General features: G+C 64.3%; 16 protein-coding genes and 3 pseudogenes. 14 read left to right on the top strand and 5 right to left on the bottom strand.

The features are described from left to right. Positions 1-256: 256 nt before the first annotated feature. The gene (locus tag FOC84_RS00425; RefSeq protein ID WP_003049965.1) at positions 257-3,172 is read left to right on the top strand and encodes a Tn3-like element IS1071 family transposase; all 2,916 of its coding nucleotides are present in this window, start codon (positions 257-259) and stop codon (positions 3,170-3,172) included. A gap of 408 nt (positions 3,173-3,580) precedes the next feature. On the opposite strand, the gene FOC84_RS00420 is transcribed toward FOC84_RS00425, so the two are convergent. After that, positions 3,581-4,573, bottom strand: coding sequence for a cation transporter (locus tag FOC84_RS00420; protein WP_254241689.1), 993 nt, complete (start codon positions 4,571-4,573; stop codon positions 3,581-3,583). A 163-nt stretch (positions 4,574-4,736) separates the two neighbouring features. Between FOC84_RS00420 and cadR the strand changes: the two genes are divergently transcribed. Then, positions 4,737-5,156: a Cd(II)/Pb(II)-responsive transcriptional regulator gene (gene cadR / locus FOC84_RS00415; protein ID WP_010791743.1), complete on the top strand. Its 420-nt coding sequence runs from the start codon at positions 4,737-4,739 to the stop codon at positions 5,154-5,156. 22 nt (positions 5,157-5,178) lie between these two features. Here cadR and FOC84_RS00410 read toward each other — a convergent pair. Then, a pseudogene (locus tag FOC84_RS00410) lies at positions 5,179-5,481 on the bottom strand (IS66 family transposase); the annotation flags it as partial. Between the two features lie 65 nt (positions 5,482-5,546). Here FOC84_RS00410 and FOC84_RS00405 point away from each other — a divergent pair. The 3 genes and pseudogenes from FOC84_RS00405 to FOC84_RS00395 form a co-directional block, all read left to right on the top strand. After that, positions 5,547-6,745 (top strand): IS3 family transposase gene (locus FOC84_RS00405; RefSeq protein ID WP_085955278.1). Its coding sequence is split into 2 segments (ribosomal slippage): positions 5,547-5,814 and positions 5,814-6,745, totalling 1,200 coding nucleotides; the frame shifts between segments, so codons are not numbered across the junction. 63 nt (positions 6,746-6,808) lie between these two features. Then, positions 6,809-6,919, top strand: a pseudogene (locus FOC84_RS00400) (DUF2256 domain-containing protein); the annotation flags it as partial. Position 6,920: 1 nt separating this feature from the next. Beyond that, positions 6,921-7,359: pseudogene (locus FOC84_RS00395) on the top strand (IS5 family transposase); the annotation flags it as partial. 124 nt (positions 7,360-7,483) lie between these two features. On the opposite strand, the gene FOC84_RS00390 reads toward FOC84_RS00395, so the two are convergent. Continuing rightward, complete coding sequence (locus FOC84_RS00390) at positions 7,484-8,242, bottom strand: GntR family transcriptional regulator (protein ID WP_052088424.1); 759 nt, start codon at positions 8,240-8,242, stop codon at positions 7,484-7,486. 8 nt (positions 8,243-8,250) lie between these two features. After that, positions 8,251-9,930 (bottom strand): sigma-54-dependent Fis family transcriptional regulator, encoded by a 1,680-nt coding sequence (locus FOC84_RS00385; RefSeq protein ID WP_173142690.1) that lies wholly within the window; start codon positions 9,928-9,930, stop codon positions 8,251-8,253. A 341-nt stretch (positions 9,931-10,271) separates the two neighbouring features. Here FOC84_RS00385 and FOC84_RS00380 point away from each other — a divergent pair, with 341 nt between their 5' ends. Genes FOC84_RS00380 through FOC84_RS00355 form a run of 6 tightly spaced genes read left to right on the top strand, consistent with a single transcriptional unit; the run spans position 10,272 to position 14,818 of the window. Beyond that, positions 10,272-10,472, top strand: coding sequence for a phenol hydroxylase subunit (locus tag FOC84_RS00380; protein WP_008344281.1), 201 nt, complete (start codon positions 10,272-10,274; stop codon positions 10,470-10,472). Between the two features lie 46 nt (positions 10,473-10,518). Continuing rightward, positions 10,519-11,514: an aromatic/alkene monooxygenase hydroxylase subunit beta gene (locus FOC84_RS00375; RefSeq protein WP_008344280.1), complete on the top strand. Its 996-nt coding sequence runs from the start codon at positions 10,519-10,521 to the stop codon at positions 11,512-11,514. A 25-nt stretch (positions 11,515-11,539) separates the two neighbouring features. Further along, positions 11,540-11,809 (top strand): MmoB/DmpM family protein, encoded by a 270-nt coding sequence (locus FOC84_RS00370; RefSeq protein WP_008344278.1) that lies wholly within the window; start codon positions 11,540-11,542, stop codon positions 11,807-11,809. A 24-nt stretch (positions 11,810-11,833) separates the two neighbouring features. Further along, a complete protein-coding gene (locus tag FOC84_RS00365) occupies positions 11,834-13,396 on the top strand; it encodes an aromatic/alkene/methane monooxygenase hydroxylase/oxygenase subunit alpha (protein WP_173142689.1) in 1,563 nt (520 codons plus the stop codon). Then, positions 13,393-13,749, top strand: a complete 357-nt coding sequence (locus FOC84_RS00360; RefSeq protein ID WP_034382472.1) for a phenol hydroxylase subunit P4 — start codon at positions 13,393-13,395, stop codon at positions 13,747-13,749. The genes FOC84_RS00365 and FOC84_RS00360 overlap by 4 nt, the downstream gene beginning before the upstream one ends. Positions 13,750-13,756: 7 nt before the next feature. Beyond that, complete coding sequence (locus tag FOC84_RS00355; RefSeq protein ID WP_173142688.1) at positions 13,757-14,818, top strand: NADH:ubiquinone reductase (Na(+)-transporting) subunit F; 1,062 nt, start codon at positions 13,757-13,759, stop codon at positions 14,816-14,818. Here the strand turns inward: FOC84_RS00355 and FOC84_RS00350 are convergent. Beyond that, entirely contained in the window at positions 14,805-15,746 is a 942-nt protein-coding gene (locus FOC84_RS00350; protein WP_173142687.1) for a LysR substrate-binding domain-containing protein, read from the bottom strand. The two genes, FOC84_RS00355 and FOC84_RS00350, sit on opposite strands and share 14 nt — an antisense overlap. A 126-nt stretch (positions 15,747-15,872) precedes the next feature. Here FOC84_RS00350 and FOC84_RS00345 point away from each other — a divergent pair, with 126 nt between their 5' ends. The 3 genes from FOC84_RS00345 to FOC84_RS00335 all read left to right on the top strand — a co-directional run bounded on the left by FOC84_RS00345 (position 15,873) and on the right by FOC84_RS00335 (position 17,785). Continuing rightward, positions 15,873-16,244 (top strand): 2Fe-2S iron-sulfur cluster binding domain-containing protein, encoded by a 372-nt coding sequence (locus FOC84_RS00345; RefSeq protein WP_008328848.1) that lies wholly within the window; start codon positions 15,873-15,875, stop codon positions 16,242-16,244. 21 nt (positions 16,245-16,265) lie between these two features. After that, complete coding sequence (locus FOC84_RS00340; RefSeq protein ID WP_079366528.1) at positions 16,266-17,210, top strand: catechol 2,3-dioxygenase; 945 nt, start codon at positions 16,266-16,268, stop codon at positions 17,208-17,210. A gap of 143 nt (positions 17,211-17,353) precedes the next feature. Further along, positions 17,354-17,785: a GlcG/HbpS family heme-binding protein gene (locus tag FOC84_RS00335; RefSeq protein ID WP_079366527.1), complete on the top strand. Its 432-nt coding sequence runs from the start codon at positions 17,354-17,356 to the stop codon at positions 17,783-17,785. Positions 17,786-17,810 lie beyond the last annotated feature (25 nt).

Below are 17,810 nucleotides of genomic sequence, written 5' to 3'. Positions count from 1 at the left end.
ACGTCGAGCTGCAGCATCGCCATTTCCGGCGATGCACGCCGGCGCGGTCGACCATCGCCAGTTCCGACGATGGCGGCCGCCCTGCCCGCCTGGATCTCGCATCGCCATTTCGGGGTCTCCTCGTTTTCAGTGCAATAAGTGACGGTACGCAAAGCTAGCACTGGCGCGGGGGTGGTCTGGGTAGACCGTTGATTTCATTGACTTTCCTGTTCGCTTTGTAAACGGGTATGGTGGCCTCCCACTTTTGAGGTTCACGATGCAGGGTTGGCACACAACGTTTTTGGGGATGCGTGGGCTCCCCCGCGATATCAGCGACTTCGAGATGAAGGCATTTTTCACCTTCGATGGTGCCGAGCGCGACGCAATCAATGCACGCCGAGGTGATTCCCACAAGCTTGGTCTGGCGCTCCATATTGGTTTCCTGCGCATGAGTGGGCGTTTGCTCGGTGCCTTTCGGGTAATTCCAGTAGCCTTGTGGCGCCACCTTGGCAACGAGCTTGGCATTGCAGCACCAGAAGTCGCCTCGCTGAGAGCCATGTATGAACGCGGGCGCACGCTATTCGATCACCAACAAGTAGCCTGCACGGTCCTTGGATTCCAGTGGATGAGCGAGCACCAGCGCCGCTCACTGGTACGTGAACTGCGCGACGAAGTGGCGCGCTGCGCCGACCGCGATCAGCTACTCGTGCGGGCGCGTCAATGGCTGTACAAGAACAAGCTGGTGATCGTGCACGAGCGGGCAATTCGGACACTGATTGCGGCGGCACTTGCCCAGCTTGAAGTTGAAACAGGCACCGCCATCGCCGCCAGCGTTGATCCAGCAACACTTGATCGCTGGCGAGCCTCAGTTTCAGAGCTGCGCCCAGATGGACAAACCCAGCAGAGTTGGCTATGGGCTGCACCGGCGAAACACTCAACCCGCCAAATCAGCGAGGTACTGGAGCGCATCGACCTGCTTTACACGCTGGACGTTCATAAGCACCTGGCAGACATCCCCGATCTCATCTTGCGCCGCTACGCGCGCCGACTTGTCTCCAGGCCGCCCTCAGCCGGAGCCAAGATCAAAGAGCCAGCGCGCACCGTGGAGGTCGCATGCTTTCTTCGGTATTGCCTGTTCACCACCACAGACCAGTTGATCCTTATGGTGCAGCGCCGGATCGCCGATCTGTGGCGTCAGGCTGCCGCCGATGTCCCCGCTACCGTCAATTGGGCCGCAATGTACAAAACGCTGCTCGGCGAACTTGTTGCCTTGAGCGCGCAAGGTGCGGTGCCAGATGCTGAGTTGCGTGCCCGTCTTGAAGCCTTGATCACCGAAACCCAGAAACGCAAACCACCGAGCAGGGCCTCCCTGGTCCGCGAGGGATTGATTGATGGAATTCGCCCCGTGCGGTCGTTGCTCGTCGCCATTGCAAAGCTGCCCTGGCAGGCCACCGGCGAGCATCCTGCCATCGAGTACCTTGCCAAGCTGCAAGCTTTATATCTCAAAGGATCCAGAAAGCTGCCAGTTGAAGTGGTGGCACCAAGTCTGGGAATGATCTGGCAGGTTTCGATCTCCAGCCCAGACCGGGAACGGGCGTTTCAGGCGTTGGAGGTGGCCACCCTGTTTGCCCTGCGCCGCGCGGTGCGCAATGGCTCGGTCTGGATTGAGCACAGCCTGAGCTTTCGGGGTCGTGCGCGCTTGTTCTTCACGGACGAGCGTTGGCAGGCAGAGTCCAAGAAACACTATGCCCGTCTATCGTTACCCAGCAAGGCTGCCACTTTCTTGAAGCCTTTGCTGGCCAGAGTAACTGCCGGTGTCGATGCGGTGGCCGCTGCAGCCCGCAGTGGCGTACTGCGCGTGGATGATGAACTCCATTTGTCGCCATTGCCCGCAGAGGACGAAGACCCAGAAGTGACCAAGCTGCGCGCGGCTTTGGATCACCGCATCGGTGAGGTTCAATTGCCGGAAGTGATTCTGGCCGTTGACGCCCAGGTGCGCTTTAGCTGGATCATGCTCGGACGTGAGCCGCGCTCTACCGACGAGCTGCTGATGGTCTATGCCGGCATCATGGCCCACGGCACCAGTCTGACTGCGGTCGAATGCGCGCGCATGATTCCGCAATTGTCTGCCACCAGCATTCGCCAGGCCATGCGCTGGGCGCGGGACGAACGGCGTCTGAGCCAGGCCTGCCAGGCTGTGCTGGAATTCATGCAGCGACACCCGATTGCCGCCACCTGGGGGCGGTCCGATTTGGCATCTTCTGACATGATGAGCATGGAGACCACCAAACGGGTGTGGCAAGCCCGGCTTGATCCTCGGCGCAACACACCTTCCATTGGAATCTACTCCCATGTAAAAGACCGGTGGGGCATCTTCCATGCGCAGCCCTTTGTGCTCAATGAGCGCCAGGCGGGCGTGGCCATTGAAGGTGTCATCCGCCAAGAAAAGCTGGAGACCAGCCAGCTTGCTGTGGATACCCATGGCTACACCGACTTTGCCATGTCACATGCCCGTTTGCTTGGTTTTGATCTTTGCCCGCGGTTGAAGGAACTCAAACAGCGCCACCTCTTTGTGCCACGCGGCACCAAAGTGCCCGCAGAAATCGCTGCGGTGTGCGAAGCCAATGTCGACGTCGCTTTGATCGAAAAGCATTGGGATAGTCTGGTGCACCTGGCAGCCTCGGTCATGAGCGGACATGCCAGTGCGGTGGCAGCTCTTGCGCGGTTCGGTTCTGCCGCCCAGGGCGATCCAATCTATGAGGCTGGCGTGCAATTGGGGCGGTTGCTGCGTACGGCGTTTTTGGCTGACTACTTTGTCAAGGACGCTTTCAGGAACGAGTTGCGCCGGGTGCTCAATCGGGGCGAGGCTGTTAACGCCCTCAAGCGCGCCATTTATACCGGCCGGATCAGCCCGGCGCAGGCCAAACGTGTCGATGAAATGCAGGCTGTGGCCGATGCGTTGAGCCTGATGGCCAACATCGTGATGGCGTGGAATACCTCACAGATGCAGGCGGTCCTGGATCGCTGGTCGAACCGCCGCCAGGTCATTCCACCGGAACTGATCGGGAAGATTGCGCCCACCAGGCTGGAGAGCATCAACTTGCGGGGTGTGTTTCGCTTCCCGGTTGACCGCTATGCTGACCAAATCCTGCCTTCGCGGCCAAATGCATCGATAACTGGCACCAATGGATGAAACCGACCACGGTTTGACGCCACGAATCGCAGATTTGAAAGTGAACAGGAAAGTCAATGAAATCAACGATCTACCAACACCACCTCCGCGCCAGTGCTAGCTTTTCGTACCGTCACTTATTGCACTGAAAACGAGGAGACCCCTAGACGCCGCACCCCGCCCACTATATGATGCAATGTTATGTTGAAGCCATTTAACATAATCTATATCGTATAACGCCGCACCTTGGGCCGCTCGGCGGCGACTCACGACGTATTTGCGAAATTGGGCCGCAGTGCCTTTTGCTCATCGTGACAACATGATGGGAGGCATGAAACACGCATACCGCCTCATCGTTCTGCTCGTGATTGGTAAGCGGCCGGCCATCCCACCTTGGCTAGGCATCGGTGTGGGATGCCGCTAGATTGGCTATCGGAGGTTCAGGATGCGCCGGGCACCGCTGAGCACTATCAGCGCAATGACTGCGCCAATCACGAGGTCAGGGTACGAGGAGCCCGTCCAAGCGACCAAAACACCAGCGACTATCACCCCCGCGTTTGCGATCACATCATTCGCAGAAAAAATGTAGCTTGCCGTCATGTGGGCGCCCCGATCCCGCTTCTTGGCGATCAGCACCAGGCAGGTGACGTTGGCGATCAATGCGACCAGCCCGATACTCATCATGAGCATGGACGCCGGCTCACTTCCCACAACTGCCCGCCGAACGACCTCCAAAAGCGCGCCAAGCGCAAGCACGACTTGCAACAAACCAGCGATGTGCGCTGCCTTCATCTTCAAGGCGGCGGCGCGGCCCACCGCATAGAGCGCCAGTCCGTAGACCGCCGCATCGGCGAACATGTCAAGCGAGTCCGCTATGAGACCTGTGGACTGGGCGATCAGGCCAACGATCAACTCAAAGACAAACATCGCACCGTTGATAGCGAGCAGCAGCTTTAAGGTCCGAGCCTCAGAGGCATTCCCCTCTGCGTCTGGGGCCGTAGACTCGTCGCTTTGCACGCTGTCCAACACTTGCGCGCCGAGGTTGAGAGGGATGAGACGGCCCAGCAGCTCTTGCGTACTTCCCCCATGCTGCACGGTGAGTACACGGTCCTTCAGATCGAAGTCCAGTGCCGCAACAGCCGACGCATCGGCCAGCGCCATCCGAATGAGATTCTCCTCCGACGGGCAATCCATCTTCGGCACGGAGAAACGCGTCTTCCACTGCCCGCCTTCGGTGCGCCTCTCGCTTGTCAGCAGAACCGCACCCAAGTTCAGGGGCGTCAGCTTCTGGGCGATCCTGGCGGGCTCGCCCGAGTGCACCACCCGGAGCTGCCGATGGGCCAGATCGAAGGTCATCGGCCCAACCCCGGTCAGACCACCCAGCGCCATGCGAATGAGGTTCTCCTCGGAGGGGCAGTCCATTCCCGGAACTGAAAATGTGCTCTCCACGGAAGCAATGGCGCTTGGGGCCTCGTCGACCGTCTGCGAATTGCAACTGCTCGAGCAGCTACTGCTTTGACATGTACTCATGTCCCGTATTAGAAACCCTCAAGTAGCTGTAGAGTCAAGCGGTAGGTAGGCAAATATGAAAATCGGTGAACTATCGTCATTGGCAGGGTGCTCCGTTCCCGCGGTGCGCTTTTATGAAGCAGAGGGCCTTCTGCAGGCGCCCCTGCGGGCCGCCAACAACTATCGGCAATATGGCCAACAGCATGTCGACAGGTTGGCCTTCATCGTTCGGTGCCGCTCGCTGGACATGTCGCACGACGATATCCGGGCTCTGCTGCAGTTGCAGGACGACCCCGCCATGTCCTGCGACGAGGTCAATGCCTTGCTAGACGATCAAATGCGCTTGGTAGAGCAGCGAATCGCCGAGTTGCAGGCGCTGCGCAAGCAACTGCGTGCCATCCGCAGTACCTGTGCGGGAGGGGTATGCGTTGGCGATTGCGGTGCACTTGAATCGCTGCGCAGCGCCACTGGGGCAAGCTGGCCAACCGTTCGCTGAGCGGAGCCTCAAATAACGACATTCAGCTCGGTGCGAACCAACGATGCGGTAGCAACTCGTGAACCAGGCTAACCCGTTGCGTCGGCAAGCGAGCCAAAACGTCCTTGAGATACGCATAGGGATCATGCCCATTGAGTCGTGCTGACTGGATGAGCGTCATGACGGCTGCTGCCCTCTGACCAGCTCGTAGGCTGCCCGCAAAGAGCCAGTTGTTGCGGCCAATGGCAATCGGCCGAATCTGGTTCTCGATCCAGTTGTTGTCCACGGGCAGCTGTCCGTCATCGACGAACCGGGTCAAAGCCTCCCAGCGCCGCAAGCTGTAGTCCTGAGGTTGCCCCTGAAAAGTGGAGTTCTTAGCCCTTGTTGAAAATACCGACAAGGAGTTCAGAGATGAGTGAAAAGCAGGTGCGTGCGCAGTACACGCGAGAGTTCAAGCTGGAGGCTGTTCGGCAGGTGCGCTCGGGTCAGCCGATTGCGGTGGTGGCCAAGGTACTGGGCATCCCCAAAGCGAGCCTGGGCAACTGGGTGCGGCTGTCAGCCAAGGGAGAATTGGACGGTGCGGGCGGTGGTGACAAGAGCATCCAAGTCTCGCCCGAGAAAATGGAGATTGCTCGGCTGCGCGCCGAGAATGCCCGGCTTCGCATGGAGCGTGACGTTGCAAAAAAAGCCGCGGCGTACTTCGCGCAGGACACGCTGCGAGGTACGCCTGGATTCACCAAATGAGAAAGCTGTATCCGGTGAGTGTGTCCTGCGGTGTGCTGGAGGTGAGCGCGAGCGGGTACTTCAACTGGCTGCGCCGAGGCGAGTCTGGCCACGGTGGCCCTGGCCGGCGCTACAGCGACGAAGCCTTGCTGGCGCACATTCGTGCCATCCACGCCCAGGTCAAGGGCGAATACGGCTGGCCACGCATGCACAAGGAACTGCTGGCCCGAGGCATCCGTGTGGGCAAAGACCGGGTTCGCAAGCTCATGCAGCAGCACGCCATCAAGGCCAGGACGAAACGCAAGTTTGTGGTCACCACCGACAGCAGACACAGCCTGCCGGTGGCGCCCGACCTGGTGCAGCGGCGCTTCAAGCCCGAGGAGCCCAACCAGCTCTGGAGTGGCGACATCACCTACATCCAGACCGACGAGGGCTGGCTGTACCTGGCTGCGGTCATCGACCTGTTCAGCCGTCAGGTGGTGGGCTGGAGCCTGCAGCCGCACATGCAGGCGGGCTTGGTCAAGGACGCGCTGGCCATGGCGTGGTGGCGCCGTAGACCGCCTCCTGGGGTGATATTCCACAGCGACCGGGGCAGCCAGTATTGCAGCGCAGAGTTCCAGCAGGCCCTGAAGAACTGGGGCATCCAATCATCGATGAGCCGCAAGGGGAACTGTTGGGACAACGCACCGACGGAAAGCTTCTGGGGGCGGCTGAAAACCGCCAGCGTGCATGGGTGCAAATTCGCCACCCGTGAGCAGGCAAGTCAGGCGGTGATGGACTGGATGGCCTTCTACAATCACCGAAGGTTGCATTCGTCACTGGGCTACCTCAGCCCGATGCAATACGAGCAGCGCTGGTACGAGGCACAGCGTAAAAAGGCCGCGTGAATCGTGGGTTAAGAACTACACGAAACAGGGGCAAGGTCACACCTCACCCTGAAGCATTGCACCATGACAGCCCAGCGAAAAGGCGATTTGCCAACAAAGCTTTGCGCCTGTTGCCAGCGCCCGATGGCCTGGCGCAAAAAATGGGCCAAGGTGTGGGACGAAGTGAAGTACTGCCCAGCAGTGGTATTTCGGGATGAAGCTGCACATTGGCGTGGACAGCCGCACCGGGCTGGCGCACAGCGCTGTGGTGACAGCAGCCAACGTGCACGACAAGCACCCGCTGCCCGATCTGCTGCACGGCAATGAGCAGCGTGTGTATGGCGACAGTGCCTACGCCAGCCAGAAGGCGTTGATCGGATCGAAGGCCCCCAAAGGCCCGGGACTTCACCAACCAGCGCGTGCGGAGGGGCGGCGAGATCGACGAGGCTGAGCGATCCAGGAACCACAACAAGTCCAAGGTCCGCGCCCGGGTCGAACACGTCTTCGCTGTGGTCAAACGGCTCTGGGGCTTTGCCAAGGTGCGCTACCGGGGCCTGGCCAAGAACGCCACGCGCTCGTTTGTGGTGCTGGGTCTGGCCAACATCCACCTGGCGCGCCAGCGCCTCGTGGCATGAGTGCGCCCGCAGCGGGCGCCAAGGGCGGATGAAGACGCCCAGAAGGGTCTCAGGTCGCCTCAGAATGCGTGATTCGCCGACCTAATCCCGCATGTCGAAATCGGCCAGCGAGGTTCGTTGAGATCTACGGCTTGTTCAGCGCAGCCTTAAATCCGCCGCCTGTCGCCGCGGCGGCCTGGCGGGTCAGGATGTCGCAGGTCAGGCGGATATGGGCTTCCAGCGCCAGCGCGGCGCGGGCCTCCTGCCGCGCCATCGCCGCGAGAAAGATGCTCTCGTGCTCGGCGTGCACATCGCGGTCGAAGCCCGGCGTGGCGCCGATGCGGATGGCGATGTGGCGGTAGCGCTCGCCGTGGCGGTAGAGGATGTCCAGCAGGTGCCGCGTCCAGGGTGAGCTGTGGCCCGCGATCAGGGTTTCGTGGAAGTGGCGGTTGGCGCGCTCCCACTGGTCCGGGTCGCGGCCGGCGCCGCCCTCCTCGGCCACGCTGAGCCGTGCAAAGGCCCCGCGCACCGAGCGCTCCCAGCCCGCGTCGCCGAGCCGGATCGACTGGCGCAGCGCTTCGGTTTCCAGCCGCACGCGGGTGTCGGTCAGGTCGCGCAGATCGTCCAGCGAGACCGCGCTGACGCGGTAGCCGCGCTGGCCTTCGACCGTGACCAGCGCGTCGGACACCAGCAGCGCCAGCGCCTCCCGCAGCGTGCCGGCGCCCACGCCGTAGTGGTCCTTGAGGTGCTCGACGCGCAGGCGCTGGCCCGGCTGCAGATCGCCACACACGATGTCGTGACGCAGCGCCCGGTAGGCGCGTTCGGTGAGCGTGCGGGGTTCGGGTTCGTCGCTGCGCGGCGCAGGGCCGGCAGCGTGGACGGGTTGGAGCAGTGTGTGCAACATGAACGTGCTCAGTCGGGTTCGGGGTTCTGGGCGCGCTTGAGCCGGTAGGCCAGCTGCGCGCGGCTCAGACCCAGCAGGCGGGCGGCGCCGGCCAGATTGCCGCGGCTGCGCTCGACCGCCAGGGCCAGCACCTGCGCCTCCAGGGTCTCGATCGGCACGCCGGCATCGAGCACCTGCGCGCACAGGCGCAGCTCGTCCTCGGGCGCACGGCGCGCCAGCCGGCCCTGCGGGTCGATGCCGTCCTGCGCCGGCTCGGACTGGTTGGGGAACAGGTGCTCGACCTCGATCACGCCGCCCTGCGCCGCCAGGATCACGCCGCGCTCGACCAGGTTCTCCAGCTCGCGCACGTTGCCGGGCCAGCGGTGGCGAGCCAGCGCTTGCAGCGCGCGGTCGCTGAAGCCGCCCAGGCGCTTCTGGTGCAGCGCGGTGAAGCGCGCCAGCAGGTGCCGAGCCAGCGGCTCGATGTCGCTGCTGCGTTCGCGCAGCGGCGGGATGCAGATCGGGTAGACGTTGAGGCGGTAGAACAGGTCGCGCCGGAACTGCCCGCGTTCGACCGCGGCTTCGAGGTTGACGTTGGTCGCCGTCACGAGGCGCACGTTGACCTTGCGCGCGCTCTCGCTGCCCAGGCGCTCGATCTCGCCCTCCTGCAGCACGCGCAGCAGCTTGGCCTGCGCCGGCAGCGGCATGTCGCCCACCTCGTCGAGGAACAGCGTGCCGCCTTCGGCCCGCTCGAAGCGGCCGGCCCGCGCCGCGTGGGCACCGGTGAAGGCGCCCTTCTCGACGCCGAACAGCTCGGCCTCGATCAGCTCGGCCGGCAGCGCCGCGCAGTTGACCGCCACGAACGGCCCGGCGGCGCGCTCGGAGTGTTCGTGCAGTGCGCGCGCGAAGCGCTCCTTGCCCACGCCGGTCTCGCCGGTGAGCAGCACCGTCACCTGCGTCGCCGCGGCGCGGCGCATCAGGTCGTGCGCGTGCTGGAAGCCCGGCGAGGAGCCGACCAGCATGCCACCCGACTCGGCCGGCTCCAGCGTGTTCTTCAACGCCTCGACCTGCTGGCTCAGCGCGGCCATCTTCTCCAGCAGCGAGTCGTCCTCGAAGTACTGGCGGTGCGCGTCACCGTCGGGCCACTCGTCGATCGGCCGGCCTTCGATCAGGCAATGGTCGTCGCCGCAGGCCGAACACTTCGTCTCCTTGTACAGGATCAGCCGGCCCATGAAGGCGCTGGTGTAGCCGCTCGCGTAACCCAGCAGGGTCCAGCAGGCCGGCTCGTCGACCACGCCGTATTGCAGCCGGTGCGCGTGCGCCTCCCAGGAGTCGTCCCAGCGGAACACGCCCTCGAAGCGGCCGGCCGCGGCGTCCATCTCCAGCCGCACCGGCGTGACGCGCGCCGCGCCTTCGAGCATGTGCAGCTGCGGCCCGACCAGGAACATGTCTTCCAGTGTCTTCTTGCCGCGCGTCTTGGCCGCGAAGCCCGCATCGTGCAGGCCGCAGGCATAGCCCATGCGCGTGAGCAGGCGCCGCGCGTGGTCCTTGCCGACCGAGGTGATGAGGTCGTGGCGCAGCGCCGTCAGCGCCGCGGTGTGCAGCAGCACCATGCGCCGCTCGCCCAGCCAGATGGCGCCGCTGTGCGGCTCGAAGCGCAGCAGCCGGCGCAGGTCGTTGTCGGGCGGGTAGGTCAGATGGGGGTCCAAAGGTGTCTCCGGTGGGTCGCTCTGCGGCGACTGAAATCTCGATATTTTCCGCCAAACGCCCCAAATCGACAAACCGGCGAAGCAGTGCCTGAATTTGATCATTTGATCACTCGCAGCAAAAAGCGCCTCATCAAATCGAGATTTTTCTCACGTGCTGCGCCGCAACAGTCCAAGAAACAGACTATCGAAGGGTGTTGGGCGATCCAGATGCTGCGCTGCACACCGACATTTTTCTCAGGGATTTCCCTGAAATATCGAGATTTTTGGCCCAACCCCGGCGGACTGGCACGCCATCTGCGAGAGGGGACGCGTCCGACAACGCACCGACCGCCCCAAGCACCATGCCCCAGACCACCGACACCTCCCTGCCCGCCGTCGACGCCTCGCTGCGCTTCGTGCGGGTGATCGAGCGCCGTGCCGACGGCCTGGTCGCCTTCGAGTTCTCGATCGGCTGGCCGGAGCTGGCAGTGGAGCTGATGCTGCCGGCCCCGGCCTTCGAGGCCTTCTGCGTCAACAACCGGGTGCAGCGTCTGGACACCTGAGTTCCCGAGAGCCGTTCAACAACCATTCCAACGGAGACAAGCACCGATGAACATCGACCTGCAGGCGCGGGAGATCACGCCGCTGCGCCAGACCTACGCCCACGTGGCGAAATACATCGGCGGCGACAAGACCGCCAGCCGCTACCAGGAGGCCACCTTCGGCGCTCAGCCGATGGTCAACTTCCACTACCGGCCGACCTGGGACCCGGGCCACGAACTCTTCGACGCCAGCCGCAGCAAGATCGTGCTGGCCGACTGGTACGTGCTCAAAGACCCGCGCCAGTTTTATTACGCCACCTGGACCATGACCCGCGCCAAGCAGCAGGACGCGATGGAGGCCAACTTCCAGTTCGTCGAGCAGCGCGGCATGGTCGGCAAGATGCCCGACGGCGTGCGCGAGAAGGCCCTGACGGTGCTGATGCCGCTGCGCCACGCGGCCTGGGGCGCCAACATGAACAACGCGTCCATCTGCGCCTACGGTTTTGGCACTGCCTTCACCGCGCCGGCCATGTTCCACGCGATGGACAACCTGGGTGTGGCGCAGTACCTGACCCGCCTGGGCCTGGTGCTGGGCGAGCCGCAGTCGCTGGAAGACGGCAAGCAGGCCTGGCTGGACGCCCCCGAGTGGCAGGGTCTGCGCCGGCTGGTCGAGGACAGCTTCGTGGTCAGCGACCCGTTCGAGCTGTTCGTGGCGCAGAACTTCGCGCTCGACGGCCTGCTGTACCCGCTGATCTACGGTGGCTTCGTGGACGACCACGTCGCCCTGCAGGGCGGCACCGCGGTCGCGATGCTGACCAGCTTCATGCCCGAGTGGCACGACGAAACCGCGCGCTGGATCGACGCCGTCATCAAGGCCGCGGGCGCCGAATCGGACGCCAACAAAGCCCTGCTGCGCGACTGGGCCGGCCACTGGATGGACCGCGCCCAGGCCGCCCTCTCGCCCATCGCCCGCCTGGCCCTGGGCGAGACCGGAGAAACCGTGCTGAGCGACGCCCGCGTGCAGCTGCAGGCGCGGCTGGCCAAGACCGGCGTCACCGCCTGACCAGGCCTGAACAGGAGACCACAACATGTCCGACGTATTCATCGCCTTCCAGCACAACGAAGAGTCCCGTCCGGTGATCGACGCCATCGTGGCCGACAACCCGAACGCGGTGCTGACCCACCCGACCGGCCTGGTCAAGATCAATGCGCCCGGCAGCCTGACCATCCGCCGCGAAACCATCGAAGGCCTCACCGGGCGGCCCTACGACCTGCAAGCCATCCACGTCAACCTCGTCACCCTCTCGGGCTACATCGACGAGGACGACGACCAGCTCACGCTGAGCTGGAAGCACTGAACACAACGCAGAAGGAGACAACGCATGGACACCCGTGTTGCCAGCAAGAAGCTCGGCCTGAAAGAACGCTACGCCGCCATGACCCGCGGCCTGGGCTGGGAGACCAGCTACCAGCCGATGGACAAGGTGTTCCCGTACGACAAGTACGAGGGCATCAAGATCCACGACTGGGACAAGTGGCAGGACCCGTTCCGCCTGACCATGGACGCCTACTGGAAGTACCAGGGCGAGAAGGAGAAGAAGCTCTACGCCGTCATCGAGGCCTTCGCGCAGAACAACGGCCAGCTCGGCGTGTCCGACGCGCGCTACGTCAACGCGCTCAAGCTGTTCATCCAGGGCGTGACGCCGCTGGAGTACTACGCACACCGCGGCTTCGCCCATGTGGGCCGCCAGTTCACCGGCGAAGGCGCCCGCGTCGCGGCGCAGATGCAGTCCATCGACGAGCTGCGCCACTACCAGACCGAGACGCACGCGATCAGCCACTACAACAAGTACTTCAACGGCATTCACCACTCGAACCACTGGTACGACCGCGTGTGGTACCTGTCGGTGCCGAAGTCCTTCTTCGAAGACGCCTGCACCGGTGGTCCGTTCGAGTTCCTCACCGCCGTCAGCTTCAGCTTCGAGTACGTGCTGACCAACCTGCTGTTCGTGCCCTTCATGAGCGGCGCGGCGCACAACGGCGACATGTCCACCGTGACCTTCGGCTTCTCGGCGCAGAGCGACGAGAGCCGCCACATGACGCTGGGCATCGAGTGCATCAAGTTCCTGCTGGAGCAGGACCCGGACAACGTGCCCATCGTGCAGCGCTGGATCGACAAGTGGTTCTGGCGCGGCTACCGCCTGCTGACCCTGGTCGCGATGATGCAGGACTACATGCTGCCCAAGCGCGTGATGAGCTGGAAGGAAGCCTGGGAGATGTACGCCGAAGAAAACGGCGGCGCCCTGTTCAAGGACCTGGCGCGCTACGGCATCCGCGAGCCGGCCGGCTGGAAGCAGGCCTGCGAAGGCAAGGACCACATCAGCCACCAGGCCTGGGCCACCTTCTACAACTACAACGGCGCCGCCCCGTTCCACACCTGGGTGCCCAAGGAAGACGAACTGGCCTGGCTGAGCGAGAAGTACCCCGAGACCTTCGACAAGTACTACCGCCCGCGCTGGGAGTTCTGGCGCGACCAGGCCGCCGAAGGCAAGCGCTTCTACAACATGACGCTGCCGATGCTGTGCACCACCTGCCAGGTCCCGATGCTGTTCACCGAAGAGGGTGACCCCAGCAAGATCTGCTACCGCGACAGCGACTACAAGGCCTACAAGTACCACTTCTGCAGCGACCACTGCAAGAGCATCTTCGACCACGAGCCCGAGAAGTACGTGCAGAGCTGGCTGCCGGTGCACCAGATCTACCAGGGCCACTGCTTCCCCGAAGGCACCGACCCGACCGCCGAGGGCTTCGACCCGCTGATGGCCGTGCTCAAGTACTACGAGATGGAAGTCGGCCGCGACAACTTCGACTTCGAAGGTTCGGAAGACCAGAAGAACTTTGCCGCCTGGAAGGGCGAGCCCCTGGTGCAAGGAGAGCAGAAATGAGCGTCGTCGCCATCGCCCCCTACGAGTTCACGCCCAGGGATGTGCGCGAGAACTTCCCCGCCCCGCTGCTCTACATCGGCTGGGAAGACCACCTGATGTTCTGCGCCCCCGTCTGCCTGCCGCTGCCGCCGGACACCCCGTTCGGCGCGCTGTCGGCCGCGGTGCTGCCCGGCATCTACGGCTACCACCCGGACTTCGCCAAGATCGACTGGGCCAAGGCCGAGTGGAAGAAAAACGGCCAGCCCTGGCAACCCGATCCGGCCAAGTCGCTGGCCGACAACGGCCTGTTGCACAAGGACGCGATCCGCTTCAGAACCCCTGGGCTCACAGGGATCAAAGGTTCGTTCAGCTGATCGTTCCATGAGCTACCAACTGACCATCGAACCCCTGGGCGCGACCATCGAGGTCGACGAAGGGCAGACCGTGCTCGACGCGGCATTGCGCCAGGGCATCTACATTCCACACGCCTGCGGGCACGGCCTGTGCGGAACGTGCAAGGTGCAGGTGCTCGATGGCGAGGTGGACCATGGTGCGGCAAATCCGTTTGCGCTGATGGAATTTGAGCGCGATGAAGGCAAGTCGCTGGCCTGCTGCTGCACGCTGCAGAGCGACACCACCATCGAAGCCGAGATCGACGAGGAGCCCGATGCGCGCGTGATCCCGGTGCGCGACTTCGCGGCCACGGTCAGCCGCGTCGAGGACCTCACGCCCACCATCAAGGCGATCCACCTGCAGCTGGACAAGGCCATCGACTTCCAGGCGGGGCAGTACGTGCAGGTGGAAATCCCGGGCGTCGGCAGCCGCGCCTTCTCGATCGCCAATCAACCCGCCGACGTGGCCGCCACGAAGGGCATCGAGCTCAACGTGCGCAAGCTGCCCGGCGGCGCCGGCACCACCTGGCTGCACGAGCAGCTCAAGGCCGGCGACCGCCTGCGCGTGGCCGGCCCCTACGGCCGTTTCTTCGTGCGCGAGTCGGCGCGCCAGCCGATGCTGTTCATGGCCGGCGGCTCGGGGCTGTCGAGCCCGCGCTCGATGATCGCGGACCTGCTCTCGCGCGGCTGCACGCTGCCCATCACCCTGGTCTACGGACAGCGTTCGCACGAGGAGCTGTACTACGACGCCGAGTTCCGCGCGCTCGCCGAACAGCACGCCAACTTCTCGTACGTGCCGGCGCTCTCGCACGAGCCCGAGGGCTCGGACTGGGACGGCTTCCGCGGCTTCGTGCACGAAGCGGCCAAGGCGCATTTCGGCGGCAGCTTTGTGGGCCAGAAGGCCTACCTGTGCGGGCCGCCGCCCATGATCGAGGCCTGCATCTCCACCCTGATGCAGGGCCGCCTGTTCGAGCGCGACATCTACACCGAGAAGTTCCTCTCGGCGGCCGACGCGCAGGCCGCCCGCAGCCCGCTGTTCAGGCAGGTCTGAGGCCGTTGCCGCCCTTCGTTTCGCTCTTCCCATGCGCACGCACCACCTCCAGGAACATGGCCAGCACCGGCGACGGATCGCCGCGCCGGTAGAGGCAGCTCAGCTCCAGGTCCTTGAGGTGGCGGCTGCGCAAGGGCACGAACACCACGCCCGGCAGGCGCAGGCTGGCGGCCGACCGGGTGGCGATGGTCAGCCCGAAGCCACTGGCCACCAGGGCCACGGCCGTCACCACGTCCTCGACGTCCTGCTCGACCGCCAGCCGCACGCCTTCCTGGCGGAAGGCCTCGGCCACTTCCTGCGCCAGCCCGTGGATGGCCTCGTTGGGGTAGAGGATCATGGGCAGCCCGTCGAGGTCGGCCATCCCGACCTGCCTGCGCTGCGCCAGCGGGTGCGCTTCGTGCATCGCCACCAGCAGCGGCTCGCGCAACACCGACTCGACCACCAGGTCCGGCTCGGGCGGGATCAGGCGGTTGAAGCCCACGCTGATGCGCCGTTCGCGCAGCGCCTGCAGCTGCTCGGACTTGGTGAGGTTGTGCAGCGCGATGCGCACCTCGGGCCGCTGCGCGTGGAACTTCGCGAGCACGCGGGGAATGACGTCCAGCACGCCCGAGCCGTAGATGCCCACGTCGAGCTGGCCGGTCAGGCCCTGCGCCGCGCGCCGCGTGCGCTCGGCCGCGCGCCGCGTGCGCTCGGCCGCGCGCTGCGCCAGGTGCAGCAGGTTGGGCACCTCGTCCAGCAGCGTCTGGCCCGCCTCGGTCAGCTCCACGCCGGCCGGTGTGCGCAGGAACAGCGGCGCCCCCATCTCGTCTTCCAGCGCCTTGATCTGGCGCGACAGCGGCGGCTGCGCCATGTGCAGGCGCTCGGCCGCGCGGGTGAAGTTGCGCTCTTCGGCGACCGCCAGAAACTGGCGCATGTCTTTGAGATCCATGGGGCCTCCTGGTTCGGCTCGCAATACCTCACCAGTATAGGGTCGCAAAAATTCGGTATTGGACGGTATGACCGCTCCGCCCTATCTTTGGCAGCTGAAGCTGCTGCGTTGAAGAAGAACTGAGACATGTCCCTGTTTGATTCCCGCCCCAAGTTCGCAGTGCACGTGGCCCAGACGGACGAGACCTTTCCCTGCGCCGGCAATGAAAGCCTGCTCACCGGCATGGTCCGCCTGGGCCGCAAGGGCATCCCGGTGGGTTGCGTCAACGGCGGCTGCGGGGTCTGCAAGGTCCGCATCGTCGAGGGACAGATCAAGGCCCTGGGGCCGATCAGCCGTGCACACGTGACGCTCGACGAAGAGAACCAGGGCTACACGCTGGCATGCCGCGTGGCACCCCAGACGCCGGTGAACCTCGAAGTGGCCGGCAAGTTGAGCAAACCGTTTTCCAAGGGGCGCGCAGAGTCTGCGACTGCCAGCCCTTCGATTCAGCAGCAGTAACCAACCACCAGGAGACACAACATGGGTGTGATGCGCATCGGGCACGCGAGCCTGAAAGTGATGGACATGGACGCCGCCGTCCGGCACTACGAGAACGTGCTGGGCATGAAGACCACCATGAAGGACAAGGCGGGCAACGTTTACCTCAAGTGCTGGGACGAGTGGGACAAGTACTCGCTGATCCTGACGCCGTCGGACCAGGCCGGCATGAACCACCTGGCCTACAAGGTCGAGAAGGACAGCGACCTCGACGAGCTGCAGAAGAAGGTCGAAGCCTGGGGCGTAAAGACCACCGTGCTGCCCGAAGGCACCCTGCCTTCCACCGGCCGCATGCTGCAGTTCAACCTGCCCAGCGGCCACGAGATGCGCCTGTACGCCATGAAGGAGTACGTGGGCACCGAGGTCGGCACCACCAACCCCGACCCGTGGCCGGACGGCCTCAAAGGCGCGGGCGCTCACTGGCTGGACCACTGCCTGCTGATGTGCGAGATGAATCCCGAGGCCGGCATCAACACCGTGGCCGACAACACCCGCTTCATGACCGAGGCGCTGGACTTCTTCCTGACCGAGCAGGTGCTGGTCGGACCCGAAGGCAACATGCAGGCGGCGACCTGGATGGCCCGCACCACCACGCCGCACGACATCGCCTTCGTGGGCGGCCCGCGCAGCGGCCTGCACCACATCGCCTTCTTCCTGGACTCGTGGCACGACGTGCTCAAGTCCGCCGACGTGATGGCCAAGACCAAGACGCGCATCGACGTGGCCCCCACCCGCCACGGCATCACGCGCGGCGAAACCATCTACTTCTTCGATCCCAGCGGCAACCGCAATGAGACCTTCGCCGGCCTGGGCTACCTGGCCCAGCGCGACCGGCCGGTGACAACCTGGACCGAAGACCAGCTGGGCAGCGGGATTTTCTATCACACGGGTGATCTGGTGCCGTCTTTCACCGAGGTCTATACCTGATCTCCCCCCTGCGCCGCTTCGCGGCTTCCCCCCTCTCTGGCGCGCCTGCGGCGCTGGGAGGGGGGACGGCACCTGAGGCCCGGCGGAGCCGGTTCCTCGGTGCCCCTCGAACCGGAGTCACCTTTCTCTCGCCGCTTCTTCTTATGACATCCGCTCTCTCTGTTCCCTCTTCCGTCATCACCGCGTCGGCGGCTTCGATGGCCTGTCAGGCGGCGGTGGCGCACGCGGAGGCATTGGGCATTCGCATCAATGTGGCCGTGACCGATGCCTCGGGCACGCTGGCCGCTTTTCTGCGCATGCCCAATGCCTTCCTGCATTCGATCGACATCGCGATCGACAAGGCCTACACCGCCGCGAGCTTCGGCTTTCCCACATCGCAATGGGGCGGCGTCATCGGTGACGACGAGTTGCTGCGCATCGGCCTGAACCAGCGCCAGCGCCTGGTGCTGTTCGGCGGCGGCCTGCCGGTCGTGACCGACGGCCAGCGCATTGGCGGCATCGGTGTTTCCGGCGGCTCGGCCGAGCAGGACGAAGCCTGCGCCCGCGCCGGCCTGCAGGCCCTGGGGCTCGATTGACTTTTCTTTTCCTTCCTCACGCACC

Origin of the sequence: Achromobacter pestifer (genome assembly GCF_013267355.1) — a bacterium.
GTDB classification, from domain to species: Bacteria; Pseudomonadota; Gammaproteobacteria; order Burkholderiales; family Burkholderiaceae_B; genus Achromobacter; species Achromobacter pestifer_A.
Note: the sequence above shows the minus strand (reverse complement) of the source record. Positions and strands in the feature narration are given on the sequence as shown.

Coding starts and splice junctions, on each gene's coding strand:
- FOC84_RS00425 (WP_003049965.1), top strand. CDS start 257: ATGCAGGGTTGGCACACAACGTTTTTGGGGATGCGTGGGCTCCCCCGC.
- FOC84_RS00420 (WP_254241689.1), bottom strand. CDS start 4,573: ATGGACTGCCCCTCCGAGGAGAACCTCATTCGCATGGCGCTGGGTGGT.
- cadR (WP_010791743.1), top strand. CDS start 4,737: ATGAAAATCGGTGAACTATCGTCATTGGCAGGGTGCTCCGTTCCCGCG.
- FOC84_RS00390 (WP_052088424.1), bottom strand. CDS start 8,242: ATGTTGCACACACTGCTCCAACCCGTCCACGCTGCCGGCCCTGCGCCG.
- FOC84_RS00380 (WP_008344281.1), top strand. CDS start 10,272: ATGCCCCAGACCACCGACACCTCCCTGCCCGCCGTCGACGCCTCGCTG.
- FOC84_RS00375 (WP_008344280.1), top strand. CDS start 10,519: ATGAACATCGACCTGCAGGCGCGGGAGATCACGCCGCTGCGCCAGACC.
- FOC84_RS00370 (WP_008344278.1), top strand. CDS start 11,540: ATGTCCGACGTATTCATCGCCTTCCAGCACAACGAAGAGTCCCGTCCG.
- FOC84_RS00365 (WP_173142689.1), top strand. CDS start 11,834: ATGGACACCCGTGTTGCCAGCAAGAAGCTCGGCCTGAAAGAACGCTAC.
- FOC84_RS00360 (WP_034382472.1), top strand. CDS start 13,393: ATGAGCGTCGTCGCCATCGCCCCCTACGAGTTCACGCCCAGGGATGTG.
- FOC84_RS00355 (WP_173142688.1), top strand. CDS start 13,757: ATGAGCTACCAACTGACCATCGAACCCCTGGGCGCGACCATCGAGGTC.
- FOC84_RS00350 (WP_173142687.1), bottom strand. CDS start 15,746: ATGGATCTCAAAGACATGCGCCAGTTTCTGGCGGTCGCCGAAGAGCGC.
- FOC84_RS00345 (WP_008328848.1), top strand. CDS start 15,873: ATGTCCCTGTTTGATTCCCGCCCCAAGTTCGCAGTGCACGTGGCCCAG.
- FOC84_RS00340 (WP_079366528.1), top strand. CDS start 16,266: ATGGGTGTGATGCGCATCGGGCACGCGAGCCTGAAAGTGATGGACATG.
- FOC84_RS00335 (WP_079366527.1), top strand. CDS start 17,354: ATGACATCCGCTCTCTCTGTTCCCTCTTCCGTCATCACCGCGTCGGCG.